At 50.4% G+C, this 19732-nt stretch carries 17 protein-coding genes; 7 read left to right on the forward strand and 10 right to left on the reverse strand.

Annotated elements, in window-relative coordinates:
• Positions 1–2 precede the first annotated feature (2 nt).
• The 3 genes from AC3QL0_RS02465 to AC3QL0_RS02475 are packed head-to-tail and all read right to left on the reverse strand — an operon-like array spanning position 3 to position 2178.
• A complete protein-coding gene (locus AC3QL0_RS02465) occupies positions 3–485 on the reverse strand; it encodes a TRAP transporter small permease (RefSeq protein ID WP_493009943.1) in 483 nt (160 codons plus the stop codon).
• Between the two features lie 15 nt (positions 486–500).
• A complete protein-coding gene (locus tag AC3QL0_RS02470) occupies positions 501–1469 on the reverse strand; it encodes a TRAP transporter substrate-binding protein (protein WP_493009944.1) in 969 nt (322 codons plus the stop codon).
• 52 nt (positions 1470–1521) lie between these two features.
• Positions 1522–2178 carry a hypothetical protein gene (locus tag AC3QL0_RS02475; RefSeq protein ID WP_493009945.1) on the reverse strand — a complete coding sequence of 219 codons (657 nt, stop codon included), beginning with the start codon at positions 2176–2178 and terminating at the stop codon, positions 1522–1524.
• Between the two features lie 370 nt (positions 2179–2548).
• Between AC3QL0_RS02475 and AC3QL0_RS02480 the strand changes: the two genes are divergently transcribed.
• From AC3QL0_RS02480 to AC3QL0_RS02505, 6 genes are all read left to right on the forward strand, one after another.
• The gene (locus tag AC3QL0_RS02480; RefSeq protein WP_493009946.1) at positions 2549–3532 is read left to right on the forward strand and encodes a Tim44 domain-containing protein; all 984 of its coding nucleotides are present in this window, start codon (positions 2549–2551) and stop codon (positions 3530–3532) included.
• A gap of 158 nt (positions 3533–3690) precedes the next feature.
• Complete coding sequence (locus AC3QL0_RS02485; RefSeq protein ID WP_493009947.1) at positions 3691–4317, forward strand: ubiquinone biosynthesis accessory factor UbiJ; 627 nt, start codon at positions 3691–3693, stop codon at positions 4315–4317.
• The gene (ubiB, locus tag AC3QL0_RS02490; RefSeq protein WP_493009948.1) at positions 4311–5870 is read left to right on the forward strand and encodes a ubiquinone biosynthesis regulatory protein kinase UbiB; all 1560 of its coding nucleotides are present in this window, start codon (positions 4311–4313) and stop codon (positions 5868–5870) included. Before AC3QL0_RS02485 ends, ubiB begins: the two co-directional genes overlap by 7 nt.
• Positions 5871–5958: 88 nt before the next feature.
• Positions 5959–6819 carry a ferritin-like domain-containing protein gene (locus AC3QL0_RS02495; RefSeq protein ID WP_493009949.1) on the forward strand — a complete coding sequence of 287 codons (861 nt, stop codon included), beginning with the start codon at positions 5959–5961 and terminating at the stop codon, positions 6817–6819.
• 2 nt (positions 6820–6821) lie between these two features.
• Complete coding sequence (locus AC3QL0_RS02500) at positions 6822–7307, forward strand: adenylyltransferase/cytidyltransferase family protein (RefSeq protein ID WP_493011028.1); 486 nt, start codon at positions 6822–6824, stop codon at positions 7305–7307.
• 3 nt (positions 7308–7310) lie between these two features.
• On the forward strand, positions 7311–7934 hold the full coding sequence (locus tag AC3QL0_RS02505) for a LysE/ArgO family amino acid transporter (protein ID WP_493009950.1): 624 nt from the start codon (positions 7311–7313) through the stop codon (positions 7932–7934).
• Positions 7935–8140: 206 nt separating this feature from the next.
• On the opposite strand, the gene AC3QL0_RS02510 is transcribed toward AC3QL0_RS02505, so the two are convergent.
• From AC3QL0_RS02510 to AC3QL0_RS02540, 7 genes are all read right to left on the reverse strand, one after another.
• Positions 8141–9445, reverse strand: coding sequence for a TolC family outer membrane protein (locus tag AC3QL0_RS02510; RefSeq protein ID WP_493009951.1), 1305 nt, complete (start codon positions 9443–9445; stop codon positions 8141–8143).
• Between the two features lie 43 nt (positions 9446–9488).
• Positions 9489–10169 (reverse strand): protein-L-isoaspartate O-methyltransferase family protein, encoded by a 681-nt coding sequence (locus AC3QL0_RS02515; RefSeq protein WP_493011029.1) that lies wholly within the window; start codon positions 10167–10169, stop codon positions 9489–9491.
• Between the two features lie 104 nt (positions 10170–10273).
• Positions 10274–10975, reverse strand: coding sequence for a 5'-methylthioadenosine/adenosylhomocysteine nucleosidase (locus AC3QL0_RS02520; RefSeq protein ID WP_430221454.1), 702 nt, complete (start codon positions 10973–10975; stop codon positions 10274–10276).
• A gap of 25 nt (positions 10976–11000) precedes the next feature.
• On the reverse strand, positions 11001–11825 hold the full coding sequence (gene thiD / locus AC3QL0_RS02525) for a bifunctional hydroxymethylpyrimidine kinase/phosphomethylpyrimidine kinase (RefSeq protein ID WP_493009952.1): 825 nt from the start codon (positions 11823–11825) through the stop codon (positions 11001–11003).
• A 5-nt stretch (positions 11826–11830) separates the two neighbouring features.
• Entirely contained in the window at positions 11831–12640 is an 810-nt protein-coding gene (locus tag AC3QL0_RS02530) for a thiazole synthase (protein ID WP_135861874.1), read from the reverse strand.
• A gap of 77 nt (positions 12641–12717) precedes the next feature.
• On the reverse strand, positions 12718–13668 hold the full coding sequence (locus AC3QL0_RS02535; RefSeq protein WP_493009953.1) for an ABC transporter substrate-binding protein: 951 nt from the start codon (positions 13666–13668) through the stop codon (positions 12718–12720).
• A 62-nt stretch (positions 13669–13730) separates the two neighbouring features.
• Positions 13731–15581 (reverse strand): TonB-dependent receptor domain-containing protein, encoded by a 1851-nt coding sequence (locus tag AC3QL0_RS02540; RefSeq protein ID WP_493009954.1) that lies wholly within the window; start codon positions 15579–15581, stop codon positions 13731–13733.
• Positions 15582–15951: 370 nt separating this feature from the next.
• On the opposite strand from AC3QL0_RS02540, the gene metH reads away from it, so the two are divergent.
• A complete protein-coding gene (gene metH, locus AC3QL0_RS02545) occupies positions 15952–19728 on the forward strand; it encodes a methionine synthase (RefSeq protein WP_493011030.1) in 3777 nt (1258 codons plus the stop codon).
• The last annotated feature ends 4 nt before the right edge of the window (positions 19729–19732 follow it).

The following is a 19732-nucleotide window of genomic DNA, read 5'->3' on the forward strand; positions in this document are numbered from 1 at the left end:
GATCAGTTCTCCTCCAGTGGCTGGTTACGCAGACAGCAAACAAGCCGACGGAACAGCATGAGTGTGAAAATACAGAGGCCTATGGGCATGCCAAATTGTGGAATCCACATAGGTACAGTCACGATGCCTGATGAAACATCGTTAAATTGGTAGGATTCGTAAACGAACTCCATCACGTAGTACGACATCCAGATGCTGAAACCCAATGCCAGTAGTGTTGCCAACAGCTCGTAGGGTTTGTGCAAACCTTTAGGCAAGAACTGCAGAATCAGGGTTACGCGAATGTGTTCACCGCGTAGCATGGTGTAAGGCAGCGCCAAGAAAATAGAGGAAGCCATGGCCCATGCCGCAAACTCGTCTGAACTGGGGATCATTTTCCCCATCATGCGACTAACGATTTGGGCTGTGACCAAAATTCCAATGAGGCAGAGAAAGCATGCAGCGACTACGCCGCATGCTTTGGCCACGTGTTCTAGCCATTTCATAAACAATCAGCCTGTTTAGTTACCGCGGTAGGCATCAAGGATTTTCTGTCCATCAGGGCCTGCTTTAGCTAACCATTCGTCAGCCATGGTGGCACCGATCTTTTGCATATCAGCACGAACAGCGTCTGGTGGAGGCAATACAGTCATACCGTGATTGCTCAGCGTTTTGGTCAATTCTTCGGTACGTTCTCTACCCATCTGCCAGCCACGTGTTTCTGCACGCTCAGATGCTGCCAACAAGGCTGTTTGCTCGGCTTCGCTCAGGCGAGAGAAAGCGCGTTTGTTCACGATAACGAAGTTCAGCGGGATGAAAGCTTGCACATCGTAGTAGTGAGACACGTAATCCCATGCTTGAGTATCTACACCGGTGGAAGGTGAGGTGATCATGGAATCAATCACACCGGTAGAGAAAGCTTGTGGCACTTCTTGGGAGTTCACAGTTGTTGGGGTAGCACCCATCAGTGTGGCCAAACGGCTGGTGGCTGCGCTGTAAGAGCGGAAGCGGGAACCGTTTAGATCATCCAAAGAGCTGATTTCTTTCTTAGTGTAGAAGCCCTGTGATGGCCAAGGAGCTGCATACAACAGCATCAAGCCTTGTTTGTCCAAGCGCTCAGTGATAGCTGGTTTAGCCAGATCCCACAATCTTTGGGCGTCATCAAAGGAGGTAGCCAAAAACGGTACGCTATCAACTTCATACAGTGCGTCTTCGTTACCGTTAATGGACATCAGCGCTTCACCAATTTGGATCACGCCTTGTTGTACGCCACGTTTTACTTCTGGGCGTTTCAACAAAATACTGTTGGACTGCACGTTGATTTTCAAGGAGCCATTGGTGGCTTCATCAACGTCTTTAGCAAACTCACGTACGTTAATAGTTAGGTAGTTGTTATCAGGCTGTTCGGCGCTCATGGTCCAGGTGGTAGCAGCTTGGGCTGTACCAGCCAAGGCCAACATACAAGACACGGTTAACAGTTTTTTTATCATTTTAGTAACTCCTCCAACGAGTGAAAAAAGTGCTACGGGATAGGATATGACGTTAGCGAGGTTGTAGATCGCTGGAACGCAAATCCCACAGCAAGGAGAAGGTGGTGGCACAGGTGCCATCCAACTTGAACTCCTCAATAATCCAACGAGACACGGCAGCAGCTACCGGTTCGGTGGTCGTGTCGATAATCAACACGGGTTCCAGTATACGGTTGGATGTGTCTTCCGATGGTAAAGGGGTAGACAGCTCCGTATCTGGGGTAAGCAGACGTAGTGCCAGAACGCCATCCATTTGTTTTTGGATTTGTTTGGCAATATGACTGACTTGTTCGGCGGTAGCTTGATCACCTAAGGTAATCAATGCAATAGCAGCACCTGTACCAAAGCCAGCCAAGGGCTGTACTTTCATGACGCGGCGCTGGCTGTTTTGCATACGGCTAAAGTTGCTCAGCGACCAAGCTGTTTGGTGCTGGAATGCCTGCTGATAAGTAGGGCTATGAAATACCGAGATATCTTCGGTGCGGTATAGCGCTAGGTAGCGGCGTTCGTTTTGTGGGTTTTTGTAGCGTCTGGCCCAGCAAAAGCCTGGGATGGCAGCGCGTTCTTCCATATGTTCGCGGTCATACCATTGGTTGAAGTCGTCCTCGTAAGTAGGATCAACATTCGTCCAGATGAACAGTTCACCTGGTGTGCGCTGGGCAGAAATCATACAAAAGTCCCCAATATAGTAGGTATAGGTTCAGGCTATTGTGTGCAGACTCGGCTTTATGCTCAATCAGTTTATTTTGGTGTTGAGTGATAAGAAATATTTATAGGCCCCGCAACGCCAGTGTTTAAAGGCGATTGTGGTGTATTGACAGGGTGAGCTAAGGGGCCAAATAGGGGGAAAACCCGATGCTGAGAAAAAGCTCAAATGCAGGGTCTGCCACAGTATGGTGATTTTTTTGTAATTAATGGTGGTGCAAAAGGCTAGCTTTATGCTAATGTTCAGCTTCTAGTAAGCTATTTGTCAGGCTGTGTCTGACAAAGCCCTCATAAGACACACGACACATGATGTAGTCGTGAGCAAGGAGTCATAGATGATTTCGCAACGATTTTCCCGTGTGCTGGCAACGATGCTGATCGCGGTATCAGCCGCCGGTATGCTGGCAGTTTCCTTTGATGCAGAAGCACGCCGCATGGGCGGTGGCAAAAGCCTTGGCCGTCAGTCCTCGAACGTGACTCAGCAACGTCAAGCTGTTACGCCTCCAGCAGCCGCTAACACTGCTCAACGTAGCGCAGCACCAGCTGCGGGCGCAGCGGCAGCAGGCACAGCAGCTAAGTCGGGTATGTCCCGTTTCTTGGGCCCTCTGGCCGGTATCGCTGCTGGTCTAGGTATTGCAGCATTGTTGTCCAGCATGGGGCTGGGCGGCGCGATGTTGGAATTCCTGTCTAGCGCAATCCTGATCGGTATTGTGGTCTTTGGCGTGATGTTCTTGATCCGTCGTTTGCGTGGTGCAGGCACTCGTACTGCCACTCAAGGTGCCGGTAATGTGAATAATCAATACCGTCAGTCTAACGACCCAGGTATGCAGCCTCAGTACCCACGTGCTGCTCAGCCAGCACCTGCCGCGCCAGTTTCTGCTGCACCTGCAGCGGCTACTTACGCAGCGCCAGAGCAAACCGAGGTTGATCCTAGCTGGTTCATTCCTGCTGACTTTGATATCACTTCTTTCTTGGCAAACTCCAAACAGCGCTTCGTGGAAATCCAAGCTCTGTGGGATAAAGGTGATGTAAACGCACTGCGCGAATACTTGACCGATGATTTGCTGATCGAAGCCACGCCACAAATTCAACAGCGTGAAAGCGATGACAGTTCCACCGAAGTGGTATTGCTGAATGCTGAATTGCTGGGTATCGAGAAAGTAGCAGGTGGTCACTTAGCTAGCATTCGTTACTCCGGTATGCTGCGTGAAGGTCAAGGTACAGAAGCGTTCCGCTTTGAAGAAGTATGGAACCTGTACAAAGAAGACAACGCTGGCTGGCTGGTGGCTGGTATTCAGCAGTTGACTGTCAACGACTGATAGAAGGTTGTTGGGTCATCCTAGCGACAAACGCTATACCTATACCGTGGTGTAGCGTTTGTTTTTATCCTTGTTGTGTACGTGATAAACAAGGCTACGGGTTACACTAGGGCATTTCCTATGTTACCTGCAGGGTGATCGTGTCAGAGGCAAATTTCATGTCAGTAGTTCCGGATTTCTTGCATCCTGCTCGCATGGGGGTGCGCTTGATCAACCGATTGTTAGTGCGCGATGAATGGGCACAGGCACGGTTGGCGGCGTTTTCCGGGCATAGCGTGCGTGTAGAGGCAGGGCTGTTGCGGTTTCAATGCAGTATTACCGCCAATGGCCAGCTACAACATTGCGACTCTTCTGTTTTGCCTGACGTGACACTAACGTTACCGGCAGAACGGCTTTCTCAAATCCCTTCAGTACTACAAGGTGGTGACCCCTCCGCGCTCACGCAATTGATGCGTATTGAAGGTGAGGCTGCACTCGCTAATGTGGTAGCCGACTTAGCGCAGTCACTACGCCCTGATGTAGAAGGTGAGTTAGCCGCTGTGGTAGGTGATATACCGGCTGTGCGTTTGCTGTCAGGGGCTAAAAGCCTTTTTGATGGCAGCCGTAAAACAGTACGCAATGCCGCAGAAAACCTGGGTGAATATCTGGGTGAGGAAAGTGACCTATTGGTGTCACACAGTCGTTATCAGATGTGGAAAGCGCGCTTCCAACAAGTGGAGCAAGCACTAGAGCGCACCGAGCAAGCTGTACAACGTCTTGAGCAGAAAAAGAGGTTGTCATGCTGATGAGTTTTTGCCGTTTCTTCTACATTCTTTACATCGCTTTTAAGTACCGTTTAGATGAGCTAGTGCTGTCCAGCATTCGTCATCCGTGGGCGGTGCGTTTGCTGCGTATTGTACGGTTTGGGCGTGCTCCTAAGCTGCCGCGTGGTGAGCGTTTGCGTTTGGCATTGGAATCCCTAGGGCCCGTGTTCGTGAAATTTGGGCAGGTGTTGTCCACACGACGTGATTTGATTCCTTTGGATGTGGCCGAAGAGCTTGCCTTGCTGCAAGACCGTGTGCCACCGTTTGATTCTCAAGTTTCAGCCAAAATCGTAGAGCAGGCTCTGGGTGCGCCTACCAACCAACTGTTTAAGCATTTTGAGGTAGACCCTGTTGCGTCTGCGTCTATTGCACAAGTGCACTTCGCTGTACTGCATAATGGCCGTGAAGTTGCCGTAAAGGTACTGCGCCCAGGTATGCGCGAGGTCATCGACAAAGATTTGGCGTTGATGCGCACCATGGCACGGTTAGTAGAAAAAACGGGGCCGGATGGCCGTCGTTTGCGCCCGCGTGAAGTTGTTGCTGAGTTTGAAAAATACTTACACGACGAGCTGGATTTAATCCGTGAAGCCTCTAACTGCAGTCAGTTACGTCGTAATTTCGTCGAGACGCCTGAACGTGTTGAACTCTTGATGGTGCCTGAGGTGCACTGGGATTATTGCGCCCACAATGTGTTCACTATGGACAGAATGCGTGGCATTCCCGTTAATCAGATTCAACGCTTGCGTGATGCAGGGGTAGATCTGAAACAGGTGGCGCGTAAAGGGGTAGAGATTTTCTTTACTCAGGTGTTTGCCGATGGTTTCTTCCATGCAGACATGCACCCAGGCAATATCCGTATTTCTGATGATCACGATACTTTCGGACGCTACATTGCACTGGATTTCGGTATTGTGGGGTCGTTGTCAGAGTTTGATAAAAACTATCTGGCACAGAATTTCTTGGCTTTTTTCCGTCGCGACTATCGTCGTGTGGCACAACTGCATATAGAGTCAGGTTGGGTGCCCGCCGATACGCGCGAAGAAGAATTGGAGGGGGCGGTGCGTGCGGTATGTGAACCGCACTTTGATCGCCCCTTGTCACAAATATCGTTAGGGCAGGTGTTGTTGCGCCTGTTCCAAACATCGCGGCGCTTTAATGTGGAGATTCAGCCGCAATTGGTGTTGCTGCAAAAAACCTTGTTGAACGTCGAAGGTATGGGGCGTGATCTAGATCCAGAGCTGGATCTATGGGATACCGCCAAACCGTATCTAGAAAAATGGATGTATCAACGTATTGGGCCACAGGGCCTGAAGCAGCAACTTAAAAAGGAAGCCGGTCAGTGGGCACAGATCATGCCACAGTTGCCACGCCTGGTTTTCGATAATCTGAGTCGGCCAGATACTACGCCGGTGGTCCTACAGGAATTACGCCAGTTACGCACGGCACAAGAGCAGAACAATAGGTTAATGACCGTATTGTGTGCATTGTTGGCTGTGATCGTAGGTCTGGTGCTGTGGGCTGTGAAAGTACTGTAGTGCCACATCAACGATGTGTGGCACTGACATAATTCTGAGAACTACACCCCCTAAGATGGAGTGTAGCTTTACCCTCTAAGGATGAGAGATGTTATATCCCGAGTTGTTCAAATCCATGGAAGCTGTACGCTGGAACCTGTCTCACGACATTCCCTGGGATGACTATGATGCGTCCAAGCTGACCGATGAACAGGCTTATACCATCAAGATGAATGCCATTACCGAGTGGGCAGCGTTGCCCGCAACGGAAATGTTCTTACGTGATTTTCGTAGTGACAGTGACTTTTCGTCCTTCATGTCGATTTGGTTCTTTGAAGAGCAGAAGCACTCTTTGGTGCTGATGGAGTATCTGCGTAGATTCCGCCCTGAGTTGGTGCCTACCGAGGAAGAACTGCACAACGTACGTTTTGAGTTTGATCCCGCCCCTGCCATGGAAACCATGATGTTGCACTTCTGCGGCGAGGTGCGTTTGAATCACTGGTATAGACGTGCTGCCGATTGGCACACAGAGCCGGTTATCCAAGCCATATACAAAATTGTGGCTCAAGATGAAGCCCGTCATGCTGGTGCGTACCTGCGTTACATGCGCCGAGCTTTGACTACGCCTAACGAAGCAACCAAACTAGAAACGCGCTTGGCGTTTTCTAAAATTGGCGTGTTGATGGCGTCTGCGCACCGTACAGCGCAAGCGTTGCACCCCACCAATTTGCACGTTAATAAAGACATGTACCCAGAAGACACTGTGCAATCCAAACTGCCGTCACCTGGTTGGTTGGAGCACTGGTTGGATGACCAAATCCGCTTTGATAAAGAGTGGGAAGGTAAAGTGTCCACCCGTATTCTGCACAACATGTCGTTGTTAATGGGCGAAGACTTTAAATCGGTGCAAGAGCTAAACCGTTACCGTAAAGACTTGAGCAAACAGCAGCAACTTATCGTAACGGCCTAACGATTATGGCAATCACCTTTGAGCAAAAAATCTACACACCTGAAGCACTGGCCAGCGCGGTAGAGCGAGGCGAACTGCCACGTCCGTTGGTATTTACGAATGGTGTGTTTGATATCTTGCACCGTGGCCACGTGAGCTATCTGGATGCGGCATCACAACTGGGCGCAAGCTTGGTTGTGGCCATCAATACCGATGCTTCTGTGCGCCGCTTGGGTAAAGGGGATGACAGGCCGTTAAATGGAGAGCAAGATCGTGCTGCATTGTTAGCAGCACTGTCTTCCACCACCGCAGTGACGTTCTTTGCGGAAGACACACCAGAAGCCATTATTGCCGCCTTAAAGCCCGATCTCATCGTGAAAGGTGGTGATTACGATATGGAAAAACTCCCCGAGACAGCCTTGGTGCGCAGTTGGGGTGGTGATGCAGTAGCCATAGACTTTGAGTTCGACAGATCCACTACCGCGCTGGTGCGCAAAATCCGGCAGTAACTCATGGAGCAGGCTTTTTTACAAGGCGCAGTATTAGGCCTAGGCTTGATTGTGGCTATTGGTGCCCAAAACATCTTCGTGCTGAAGCAAGGTTTATTACGCCAGCATGTATTCTGGGTAGCCTTAATCTGCACAGTGTGCGACATCATTTTGATGGGTGCAGGTGTGTTTGGGGTAGGCACACTGCTGAGCCAAAATGCAACGCTGACACGCGTGTTGGCCTTTCTGGGCGCCGCATTTGTAGCGTATTACGGCTTCAGGGCGTGGCGCAGTGCTTGGTTAGGCAGCAGTGGCATGCACTTGGATGGCAGCGCCGCTAAAGTCAGCTTAAAACGCGTGGTACTGATCACCTTAGCTATTACCCTGTTGAACCCGCATGTGTATGTAGATACATTGCTCTTGGTGGGCGGTATTGCTGCTACCTACGAAGAACAGCATAAGCTGGGCTTCTGGCTAGGTACCAGTGCAGCATCTATCGTGTGGTTCTTCTCTATCGCCTATGGTGCGGTGTTGTTATCACCGTGGTTACGTAGCCGTTTAGTATGGCGAGTGATAGATACGCTAATTGGCGTATTTATGATGTGGATTGCTTGGTACTTAGTCCAATACGGAATAGCCAGCGCGTAACTGGTTTTGACAGCTAAAACCTACGCTATCACTTAAGAAAGGGCAGTAAACCTGCCAACATGCAGAACTTTCGAGGGACGGAGAGGGAACTTTTTTGATTTGGTGTCTCAAATCACAAAAAGTATTCCTGCAGTCCCTAGCGTGTGCGATGAATGTTGTGCTCCCCAGTATGTGCGATAAACACCGCCACCGATAAGGGGGCGTGTTTACACCGCCGGCTGTGGTTGATCCAGCAGCGCATCTAACGCCTGCAGATCATCATCATTCAGCGTGCCCGCAGCTTCTTTCAAACGCAGGCTATTTAACAGCGTGTCATAACGTGCTTTGGATAACGCACGTTGTGTTTCGTACAGCTGTTGCTGCGCATTCAAGACGTCAATGTTGATACGCACACCCACCTCATAGGCCAACTCGTTGGCATCCAATGAAGCTTGACTAGAACGCTCTGCCGCCTGTAACGCGCGTACCTGTAGCAGCCCCATATTCACATCAGTGAAGTATTGGCGTGCAGCGGTAATCGCATTGCGTTTAGCGTCTTCTTTCTCGAAATTCTGCTGCTGTAAGCGAGCCGTTTGCTCACGTACACGCGAAGAAATGGCACCACCTGAATACAGCGGGATATTCAGTTCTAAGCCTATGCTGCTATCTAGCGCACGGGGTGAGCGACTGTCTTGGTACACGCCTTGTTGATTGCTGCTGCCAGTACGGGCCTGTAAAGACAGGGTAGGGGCATGCTCATTTTTAGCGGCATCCAAGGCTGCTTGGGTGCTTAACCAGTTCAGTTCAGCCTTTAGAACACTAAGATTACTTTGTGAGGCTTGTGTGGCCCACGTTTCTGGTTGCGCCGGTTCTGGTGTGGGCAGGTTATTGGTAGATAACCCATTGAGTACCGGAGCAGGCTCAGCAATCAGAGCTTCTAGTGCTTGCTGCTGTACTTGTAAGAGGCTTTCGGCGCCCACAATAGAGCTGTTCACCAAATCTAGCCTAGCTTTGGCCTCATAAGCGTCGGTGATAGAGGTCCCACCTAGCTCAAACGATGCTTCGGCTGATTGTAATTGGTGAGTAACGGCTTGGCGTTGGGCATACAACGAGCGCAGTGTATCTTGCGCAGTTAGCACGTTAAAGTAGGTTTGTGCCACGCGAATCATTAGCTGTTGGCGCGCTTGTTCTTCATTTAGAACAGCTACGGCAGCTAAGTGTTTGGAGCGTTCGTAGAGACTGTAGGCTTGCAAATCAATAATCACCTGACTAAGCGTCAGATTCCATTGATTCATGTTGCTATGGCCATGTTGCTTAAGTGTGCTGGCCCTACGACGATCAGTAGTGCCTGCTTGAGCATTTCCCTGCAGGTGGGGTAATAGCTGTGCTTTAGCCTGATTGATTTGCTCTTGGTCAGCGGTGCTGGCATAGCGTGTGGCGGCATAAGCCGGGTCACGAGCTAAAGCCAGCTCCCAAATATCAAGCAAACCTGCCGCAGAGGCAGGTAATGCTGTGTACAGGGAGCTGAACAATAGGATGCTCAGCGTGCGCCGCAAAGGGCGACGACGGGAGCGATTAGAATTTGAAATGCGAAATAGCCGTACCATGCAAAGCTTTGATGTTGGTATCAAAAAGAAGTTCCACGTCAAAACTTGCCGCACTAGTACGCGTGATACGGGTCACGGTCATTACAGGTTGCTGGCCAACGACTGCTACCAAACGGCCACCAATAGCCAACTGATATTTCAGCGCATCAGGTATGGTAGGAACCGAGCCAGTCAGCAAAATTGCATCGTATTCGGTAGTACCCCAGCCTGCGTGAGCATCGCCAGTTTCAACGGTAACATTCGTGATTTTGTTACGTTGCAGATTGTTTTTTGCAAAGCCAGCAAGCGTACTGTTGATTTCAATAGAGGTCACTTGCTGGCACAAACAGGCCAGCAAGGCGGCTTGGTAGCCCGAACCTGTACCGATTTCAAGTACGCCATCAGACGGTTTGAGTTGCAGCTCTTGAGCTAGACGGGCTTCCAAGCTGGGGAACAGCATGGCTTCACCTGTATCTATACCGTCAACAATCAGTGGCAGCTCGGTGTCGGAAAAGGCGGCGCCTTCCATTGAAGGAGGAACAAAGCGCTCACGCTTTACCTCAAACAGGGCAGCAAGCACATTCTCATCAGACAGGTGCCAAGGGCGGATTTGTTGCTCGATCATGTAGTAGCGGGCACGTTCGAGCTCAGACAGCGCGTGAATGTTCATAACGTCCAATAAGCGTTTGGTTAGTCGTACAGAAATCTGATTATAGGACAGGATGTCTGATACTGCTTTGTTCAAAAACAGACTTTTCTATCCAGTACTTCAAGTCATGGGCAAGCAGGCAGCATTTGCTGCAGAAGAATACTAGCATTCTGCACCGCAATACTCATAAATTGCTCAAAATCCATGTTGGCGCCGTCATTGGCATTGTCGGAAATAGACCGAATGCAAATCACAGGCACCTTATTCAGGTAGCACACTTGCGCAATACTAGCACTTTCCATCTCGCAAGCAAGTGCATTGAACTGCTGGTGTATCCAGCGGCTTTTTTCTGGGCAAGCAATAAATTGATCCCCGCTGGCAATGCAGCCAGTGCTGACCTGATGCCCAGTAATGTGGCTGGCAGCAGCCTGAGCCAATTTACGTAGCGTAGGGTCAGTAGGGAAGTACAGCGTATCCATACGGAAGATCTGTCCTGGCGGCAAGCCTAGGGCAGCGATATCCATATCATGCTGTACCAAGCAATCAGCAATCACTACATCACCGGGGGAAATGCCAGGGCCTATGCCCCCCGCAATCCCTATATTGATGACACGGCTTACAGCGAATTCAGAAATCAGTATTTGTGTGCAGGTAGCGGCATTCACCTTACCCACACCACAAATTACCGCAACAACAGGTTTGCCTGCGAACAGGCCTTGGTGAAACTGCATGCCAGCACGTTCATGAGTACTGGCATGATCCAAATGCTGCAGGACGATTTCTAATTCTTCCTGCATGGCCACAATAATGGCGGTGCTATGTGTCATAACTACAGTGGTGACTCAGACCAAATCAAGAATTAACAGGTGGCCACCAGTGGTGGAAATGATGCACTGGCCCGTGGCCAGAGCCAATTTGCATTTCGTGTGAACGGGCGATGGCTTTAAACAAATATTGTTTAGCCAGTTTTGCCGCCTCAACTGCATTGGGTGTTTGAGGCAGCAATGCCGCTAATGCTGCTGACAAGGTGCAACCTGTGCCATGTGTGTTCTTGGTTTGGATGCGCAAAGCAGGCATTTCTACCATTTGATCGCCGTTAAACAGCAGATCAGGGCAGTCGTCACCAGGTAGGTGGCCACCTTTTAGAAATACCCAGCGTTCTTTGCCATCATCAATGAGCTTATGCAGTTTCTCGGCTACGCCATACATTTCTTTGATTGTCTCTGCAGGACGAGCTTCCAGCAGTACTCCGGCTTCAGGCAGGTTAGGCGTAATCATGGTGGACTGTGGCAGCAGCTGTTCACGCAGGGCGTTTACTGCTGGTTTTTCCAAAAGCAAATTACCGCTTTTAGCCACCATGACGGGGTCTAACACCAGGTGCTTGGGTTTCCAATGCGCCAAGCGGTCAGCAACCACTTCAGTCACGCGTTGTTGCCCCAACATGCCCAGCTTCACCGCATCAATACGCACATCGTCAAACAGCGTATCAATCTGCAAGGCCACAAAAGCGGGGTCCACTGGCAAGATGCCAGTCACGCCTTTGGTGTTTTGTGCAGTCAGTGCTGCAATCACACCGTTAGCATAGGCGCCAAGCGCGCTCATGGCCTTTACATCGGCCAATACGCCAGCACCCCCAGAGGGGTCTACGCCGGCGATGGTCAGAGTACTGGGAATCATAGACTTCACTTAGAACGAGAATGAATCATGCCTTCAACAGGCGAGCTAGGGTCTGCATCGTAATATTTGCGAGGTACACGGCCAGCAAGGTACGCATTACGGCCAGCTTGTACGGCTTCTTTCATGGCCAATGCCATGCGAATTGGGTCGCGAGCACCTGCAATCGCGGTGTTCATCAACACGCCATCACACCCTAATTCCATACCAATCGCTGCATCCGAGGCGGTACCTACACCAGCATCTACCAAAACGGGTACGGAAGATTGGTCGATAATCAGGCGCAGGTTCCATGGGTTAATAATGCCCATACCGGAGCCAATCAGTGATGCCAATGGCATGATGGCCACACAACCAATGTCTTCCAACATCTTGCACTGAATAGGATCGTCAGAGCAGTACACCATGACATCAAAACCTTCGCTGACCAGTGTTTTGGCGGCAATCAAGGTTTCAGGCATGTTTGGGAACAGGTTTTGGGCGCTGCCCAGCACTTCCAGTTTCACCAACGAGTGGCCATCCAGCAATTCACGCGCTAAGCGCAGAGTGCGTACAGCGTCGTCTGCAGTAAAGCAGCCGGCGGTATTAGGCAAAATGGTGTAACGGGAAGGAGGAACGTAGTCCAGCAGGCTAGGCGCGTTAACGTCTTGGCCGATGTTAGTGCGACGGATGGCGACGGTAACAATTTCTGTACCACTGGCTTCAATCGCTAGCTTGGTTTCTTCGAAATCCTTGTATTTCCCTGTGCCTACTAGCAGACGGGACTGATAGGATTTACCAGCAATAACAAATGGATCGGCAGGAGTAGTAATGCTCATGGTGGTGATGCTCTAGTGGTATGACAGAAATGCTAGGGTTATCCGTAGCGTCAAAACCTTAAAGGATAATGCATTTATCAGGGTTTGGCAGGGCTTTTGCCATGCTGCGTCGCAGCATGTTGATTTGCTCGTACGTGATCCACATAGCCGCACAGTTGCTCGGTGGCATCAATCAATCGAGGGCCGGGTCTATAAAGTAGGTCAGGTGAGATACCAAAAAAGTGTCCTGCGATGGCGGCAGGTAGTTGGTGCTGTTGCCAGTAGTGCAGGCGTTCTTGTTGCGTTAGAGTAGAGGGCTGAGAGACGATCACCACTTGTGGATTACGTAAAAGCAGCTCTTCGGGTAGTACTTGTGGAGCAGCTACCGTGCTGTGCGCATAACTATTTCTAGCGTTGCAGGTGGCTAGTACGTCAGCGATTAATGGGTCGTTGCCGATGGTATAGATGGGGTCGTGCCCCAATTCTAAATATACCGACATAGTAGACTTTCCCTGTAGGGCAGGGCTGGCGAGCGCATCTAAACGATCATCCAACTGCTGTGCAACAGGGCAGGCAATATCACGGGTATTAAATAGCCAACCCAACCGGCGTATTTCCTGGGGAATATCGCGTAGACGGGTAGGGCGAGAATACAGTAATGGGATGCCTAAGCGTTCTAGCGTAGGTTGCATGGAGGCAAGCGTACTGCCCGGTAACCACGCAAAAATAGCATCAGGTTGTAGTTCTAGCAGGCGTTCGGGGTGCAGCGTGATGCCATCCCCTATACGTGGCAGTGTGGTGGCAGCTTTGGGGTAGTCGCTGCTGCTTACTGTCGCAATGATGGCGTCATCAGCTCCAGCGGCATACAGCAACTCGGTCAGATGTGGAGCAAGACTAATCGCCCGTTGAAATGAGGGTGAGGGGGCTGTGCTGCTGCATGGATCATCAGGGATGCTCAATGTCTGCTGTGCATGCGCAGGTTGCACTAATACGGTGAAAGGCAGGAGAACCGAGATCAAACAACAGCGTGTTTTATGCACTATGCCCATGAGCATTGTTTCCCTAGATGAAACCGCTGCCTGATTAACGTGGTCAGGCAGCGGCGGTAGGCTTACATGCGCCAGGTCAGGTTTACAAACACGTTAGAGCCAGGAGTGTTGTAGCCGTATGCATACTCATAACGTTTGTTAAAGACGTTATCCCAACGTACAGAGGCCGTAACGGATTTACTGAAATCGTATTTTGCTGTCAGGTTCACCAAGCTGAAGCTGCCCAAGGTGACGTCTTTTGCAGGGAATGAGCGGAAGTCTTGATCTGAACGTTTAGCCGTCCACGAGTACTCTGCACCTACTTGCAGGTTAGTGAAACTGTAGTTAGCACCCAGTCGGTACACTTGCGCAGCACGACGAGTTAGGCGGTTGTCGGTTTCTTTATCGCGAGGGTTAGTTAAATCAAGGCTACCCCATAGCGACAAGTCGTCGAACTGTTGATCGAACATCAACGAGTAACCTTTGATCTTGGCACGATTGGTGTTGAAGTACTCGCCGTTAGGGCCACCGGCAAAGCGCCAGTTAATCAAGTTGTTAATGCGATTTTGGTAGGCGACCAGTTTCACAGAGCCTGTGTCATGGGTGTAGGCAATACGCGCTTCCACGTTTTTGGATGTTTCAGGCGATACGGTGGAAATCTGCGCGCTTTGGTTCACGTAGTCTTCGTACAAGGTAGGCATTTTGAAACCTGTGTTGTACGAAGCCCCTACCGTCCAACGGTTGGTGATGTCGAAGTCATAGGCTACAGCGCCTGTAGTGCGGCTGGTATGGCTCGCAATACGGTCATGGCGTAGGCTTGCTTGCGCATGGTGTCGGCCGTAGTTCAAACTGTAAATCAGCGCACCAGCATTGCTGTGACGTTTAGCGTTTAAGCTGGTGTAGCCAGCCTGTTTGCCTCGCTCATCATTGTGTTCCAGCAGAGCAGTCAGCGTTTGGTATTGGCCCAGCGTGACGTCGTTTTGCCATGCGTAGTTACGCAAGGTGGTTTGGTAGGACGAGGTCTCTACGTTAAAGCTGCTGTAACCCTGACGCGTTTCACGCGTTTCGTTAACGCTCAGCTTGCTAGTCCAGTTACCGAAGAATTTATTGGTAGAGCTTAAGCCATACGCTTGCTGGCGTGTCGCACTGGATTCTTGGCCGGTGTAGCCGGTAAATTCACCATTAATGTATGACGAGAATAGGTGAGCATCCAGACGATGTTGATCTGAAAATATATAACCTAAGTCGGCTTTGACACTATTGCTTTCGTAGCCGTCTGCGCGTTTAGATGCTCCTACATCAGAATGGGCGTTGGTAGAGCGGAAGCCGTCGCTATTGGCCATAGAGCCAATCAGGTTGTACGACAAACCATTGCTTTGACCGGAAAAGCCTATGCTGCTTTTGAACAGGCTGTGTGTACCAATCCCCATCTCTCCCCAGAAAGCCATAGGTGTATCGGTTTGGCCTTTTTTGGTGATGATGTTGATCACGCCACCAATGGCTTCTGAACCGTACAAGCTACTGCCAGCACCACGCAAAATTTCGATGCGCTCAATTTGGGCAGGATTAATCGCATTAAAGTTAACAGCATTAGAGATACTGCTATTAATACGTACGCCATCAATCAATACCAATACGTGGCGGCTATCCGTACCACGCATGAAAATTGACGTAGGGGTTTGGGGCCCACCGGTGGTGCTAATTTGAATACCGTGCTCACGTGATAGCAATTCAGCCACGCTGCTTTGACCGGCTTTTTCCAAAGTAGCTCTATCAATAACGCTGACGTCACCCACAACTTCGCTTTCCAACTGCGCCACACGGCTAGCAGTAACGACAATGTTGTCTAATTCGGAAACGGGTTCGGCGTGTTGTGCTACGGCACAAATAGGGAAGGCACAGGCTAGCAGCGCAGCCAGACTAGTTGTTTTCATGATGAATCCTGTAAGGCGCGCGACCCCGCACACCACACTAAAAACAGGCTACGCCTAAGTTGCTGGCTAGCCACAAATACTCAGGGATATCAGGGCTCGGTATCGGGCTGACATGCATGGAGCATGAGTACCGTTGCGGGGGCAGCGCTGTTTATTCTATGAAATAGGGCCAGGCTTCCCGATGAACAGAGTGATTTTCTGTTCAGCTACATAAGAAAAGTAAATCTTAGTATGTACCTTGATATGCAAGGGGAATTTAGCATAGCACCCATGCGGGGGTACAATACATCTCTTTGGCTGTGGTGTAAGCGAGTCGTTTTTTACACTACCTACGCAGCGCTTGACGATTTTCAGGATTTTGCTCGTGACCGTGTCATATCCCGCTATTCCATACCCCGTATCTTCGTACACCCGTGCAGGGGATTTTGTACAGTTGTTGGCTGATCGCATTGTGATTCTGGATGGCGCGATGGGCACCATGATCCAGCGCTACAAACTAAGCGAAGCAGATTTTCGTGGTGAGCGATTCAAAGATCATCACAAAGATGTACGGGGTGATAACGAGCTGCTGTCGTTGGTGCGCCCAGACGTTATTGAAGCCATACACCGCCAGTATTTGGAAGCGGGTGCAGATGTGATCTGTACCAACACATTTGGGGCGACAGAGGTCGCCCAGAGCGATTACGCGTTGCACGGCATCGCCTATGAACTGAACGTCGCATCAGCGCAAATTGCACGTAAAGTCTGTGACGAGTTTATCGCTAAAGGTCAGCGTCGCTACGTGGCAGGGGTGTTGGGGCCACAACCCAAGACAGCTTCTATTTCTCCCGACGTGAATGACCCGTCCGTGCGTAATGTCACCTTTGAAGAGCTGCGTGATGCCTACACCGAACAGCTCAATGGCTTGATTGATGGTGGCGCCGATATCGTACTGATAGAAACTATCTTCGATACCTTGAACGCTAAGGCTGCAATTTTTGCCGTTGAGTCTGTCTTTGATGAGCGCAAAATCCGCTTGCCGGTGATGGTGTCTGGTACGGTGACGGATGCTTCGGGCCGTATTTTGTCAGGCCAAACGGTAGAGGCTTTCTGGAACTCGGTACGCCATGCTAGACCCGTCACCATTGGTTTGAACTGTGCGCTGGGCGCAGCGTTGATGCGCCCCTATATCGCCGAGCTGTCCAAAATCTGCGACACCTACATCTGTGTGTACCCCAATGCAGGTTTACCAAACCCGATGGCAGAAACAGGCTTTGATGAAACCCCTAAAGACACCTCTGGTTTATTGCACGAGTTTGCTGAAGCAGGGTTAGTGAATATGGTGGGCGGTTGTTGTGGTACGACGCCAGAACACATTCGTGCGATTGTGCAGCAAGTGCAAAACCTCCCACGCCGCCAAGTGCCCGAGATCCCTGTACGCACCCGCTTGTCAGGTTTAGAGGCTTTGAACTTTGATGAGCAAAGTCTGTTCATTAACGTGGGTGAGCGTACCAACGTGACGGGTAGTAAAGCCTTCTTGCGTTTGATCCGTGAAGAGCGTTTTGAAGAAGCTTTGTCGGTGGCGCGCCAGCAGGTAGAGAACGGTGCGCAGATCATTGACATCAATATGGATGAAGCCATGTTGGACTCGGTTGCCAACATGCGTAAATTCTTGAACCTGATTGCTTCTGAACCCGATATTTCTCGTGTTCCCATCATGGTGGATAGTTCCAAATGGGAAGTGATTGAAACGGGTTTGCGCTGCATTCAAGGTAAAGCGGTGGTGAACTCCATCTCACTGAAAGAGGGCGAAGAGTCTTTCTTGGCGCATGCGCGTTTGTGTCGTAAGTACGGTGCGGCAGCCGTGGTGATGGCCTTTGACGAGCAAGGGCAGGCTGACAGTCTAGAGCGACGCAAAGAAATTTGTGCGCGTGCGTACTGGATGCTGGTGAATGAAGTAGGCTTCCCGCCTGAAGACATTATTTTTGACCCCAACGTCTTTGCGGTCGCTACCGGTATTGATGAGCATAACAACTACGCGCGAGATTTCATCGAAGGCGTGAAATGGATTCGTCAGAATCTACCTCATGCTCGTATGTCGGGCGGTATTTCTAACGTTAGTTTCTCGTTCCGTGGCAATGAAGCCATGCGTGAAGCCATTCACACCGTCTTCCTGTACTACAGCATCCGCGAGGGGCTGACCATGGGGATTGTGAACGCCGGTCAGCTAGGTGTGTACGCTGATCTGGATGAAAAAGTACGCAATATGGTGGAAGACGTCATATTGAACCGTGCTGATCCCGTCGCTAAAGAAGGGCCTGATGACGAGCGCAGCTCCACTGAGCGGTTGGTGGAGTTGGCCGAGAACATCAAAGGTTCTGGTGCTAAACGCGAAGAGGATCTTACGTGGCGTGAACAACCTGTACGTGCCCGTTTGGTGCATGCGTTGGTGAATGGTATCACCACCTTTATTGTGGAAGATACGGAAGAAGTACGCCAAGAAATAGCCAATGCTGGTGGTCGTCCTATTGAGGTCATTGAAGGGCCATTGATGGACGGTATGAACGTGGTGGGCGACTTGTTTGGCGAGGGCAAGATGTTCTTGCCACAGGTAGTGAAATCCGCCCGTGTGATGAAACAAGCCGTGTCGCACTTAGTGCCTTTTATTGAAGAAGAAAAACGCCAAATTGCGTTGGCTGGTGGCGATGTGCGCTCTAAGGGCAAGATCGTCATGGCGACGGTGAAAGGCGACGTGCACGATATCGGTAAAAATATTGTGACCGTGGTGTTGCAATGTAATAACTTCGAAGTGGAGAACATGGGCGTGATGGTGCCATGTGCTCAAATTCTAGAAAAAGCCAAAGAAGTAAATGCCGATATGGTGGGCTTGTCTGGGTTGATTACACCTAGCTTGGAGGAAATGAGTTATGTCGCCTCTGAGATGCAGCGTGACCCGTATTTCCGCGAGAAAAAGATTCCGTTGTTGATTGGTGGTGCAACCACTAGTCGCGTGCACACCGCAGTGAAAATTGCACCTCATTACGATGGACCAGTGATTTACGTACCGGATGCCAGCCGTTCGGTAGGGGTGGCAACCAACTTGATGTCAGACAGTCGTGATAACTACGTGCAAGAAATTGCTGAAGAATATGACATGGTACGTACGCGTCATGCGAATCGCAAAGAAACACCGCTGATCAGTTTAGAGGATGCTCGTGCTGATGCGCCGCCTATAGACTGGGCTAATTACACGCCACCACGCCCCAAGTTCATTGGTAGACGTACCTTCATTAACTACGATCTGGCTGACATTGCACGCTTCATAGACTGGACGCCATTCTTCCAAACATGGAGCCTCTTTGGTCGCTTCCCACGTATTTTGGAAGATGAGGTAGTAGGCGAGCACGCTAAACAGCTGTACGCCGAAGGCCAAGCGATGTTGAAAAAAATTATCGAAGGTCGCTGGTTGCAAGCCAATGGTGTGGTGGCCTTCTACCCAGCCAATAGTGTGAATGGCGATGATATCGAGGTGTACAGCGATGAGACGCGTTCCGAGGTGCTGTTCACATGGCGTAACCTGCGTCAGCAAACTGTGAAACGGTCTGGCGTACACAGTAAATGTTTGGCTGATTACATCGCACCTAAAGAAAGCGGCATCATTGACTACATAGGTATGTTTGCGGTGACGGGTGGTTTGGGTATAGAAAAGCATTCCGAGCGCTTCCAAGCAGAGGGCGATGACTATTCAGACATCATGCTCAAAGCGTTGGCAGACCGTTTTGCTGAAGGCTTTGCAGAGTGCCTACACGCTCGGGTACGTACTGACTTGTGGGGCTATGTGTCTGAGGAAGACTTGGATAACGAAGCCTTGATTGATGAGCGTTACCAAGGTATTAGACCTGCTCCAGGTTACCCATCTTGTCCTGAGCACGTGGTGAAAGCAGATATGAACCGTGTGATGCAGTGGGAAGATATCAACATGCAGCTGACCGAAAGTTTGGCGATGTTCCCTGCTTCCAGTGTGTCGGGTTTCTACTTTAGCCATCCAGACGCACAGTATTTCAACGTAGGCAATATTGATGAAGACCAGTTGCAAGACTACATACAGCGTTCCGGCAGAGACGAAGACGATGTACGTAGATCGTTAGCATCAGTATTGCGTGGGTAGTATT

The organism is Paenalcaligenes sp. GW821-LYS-B07-1, from assembly GCF_058803365.1.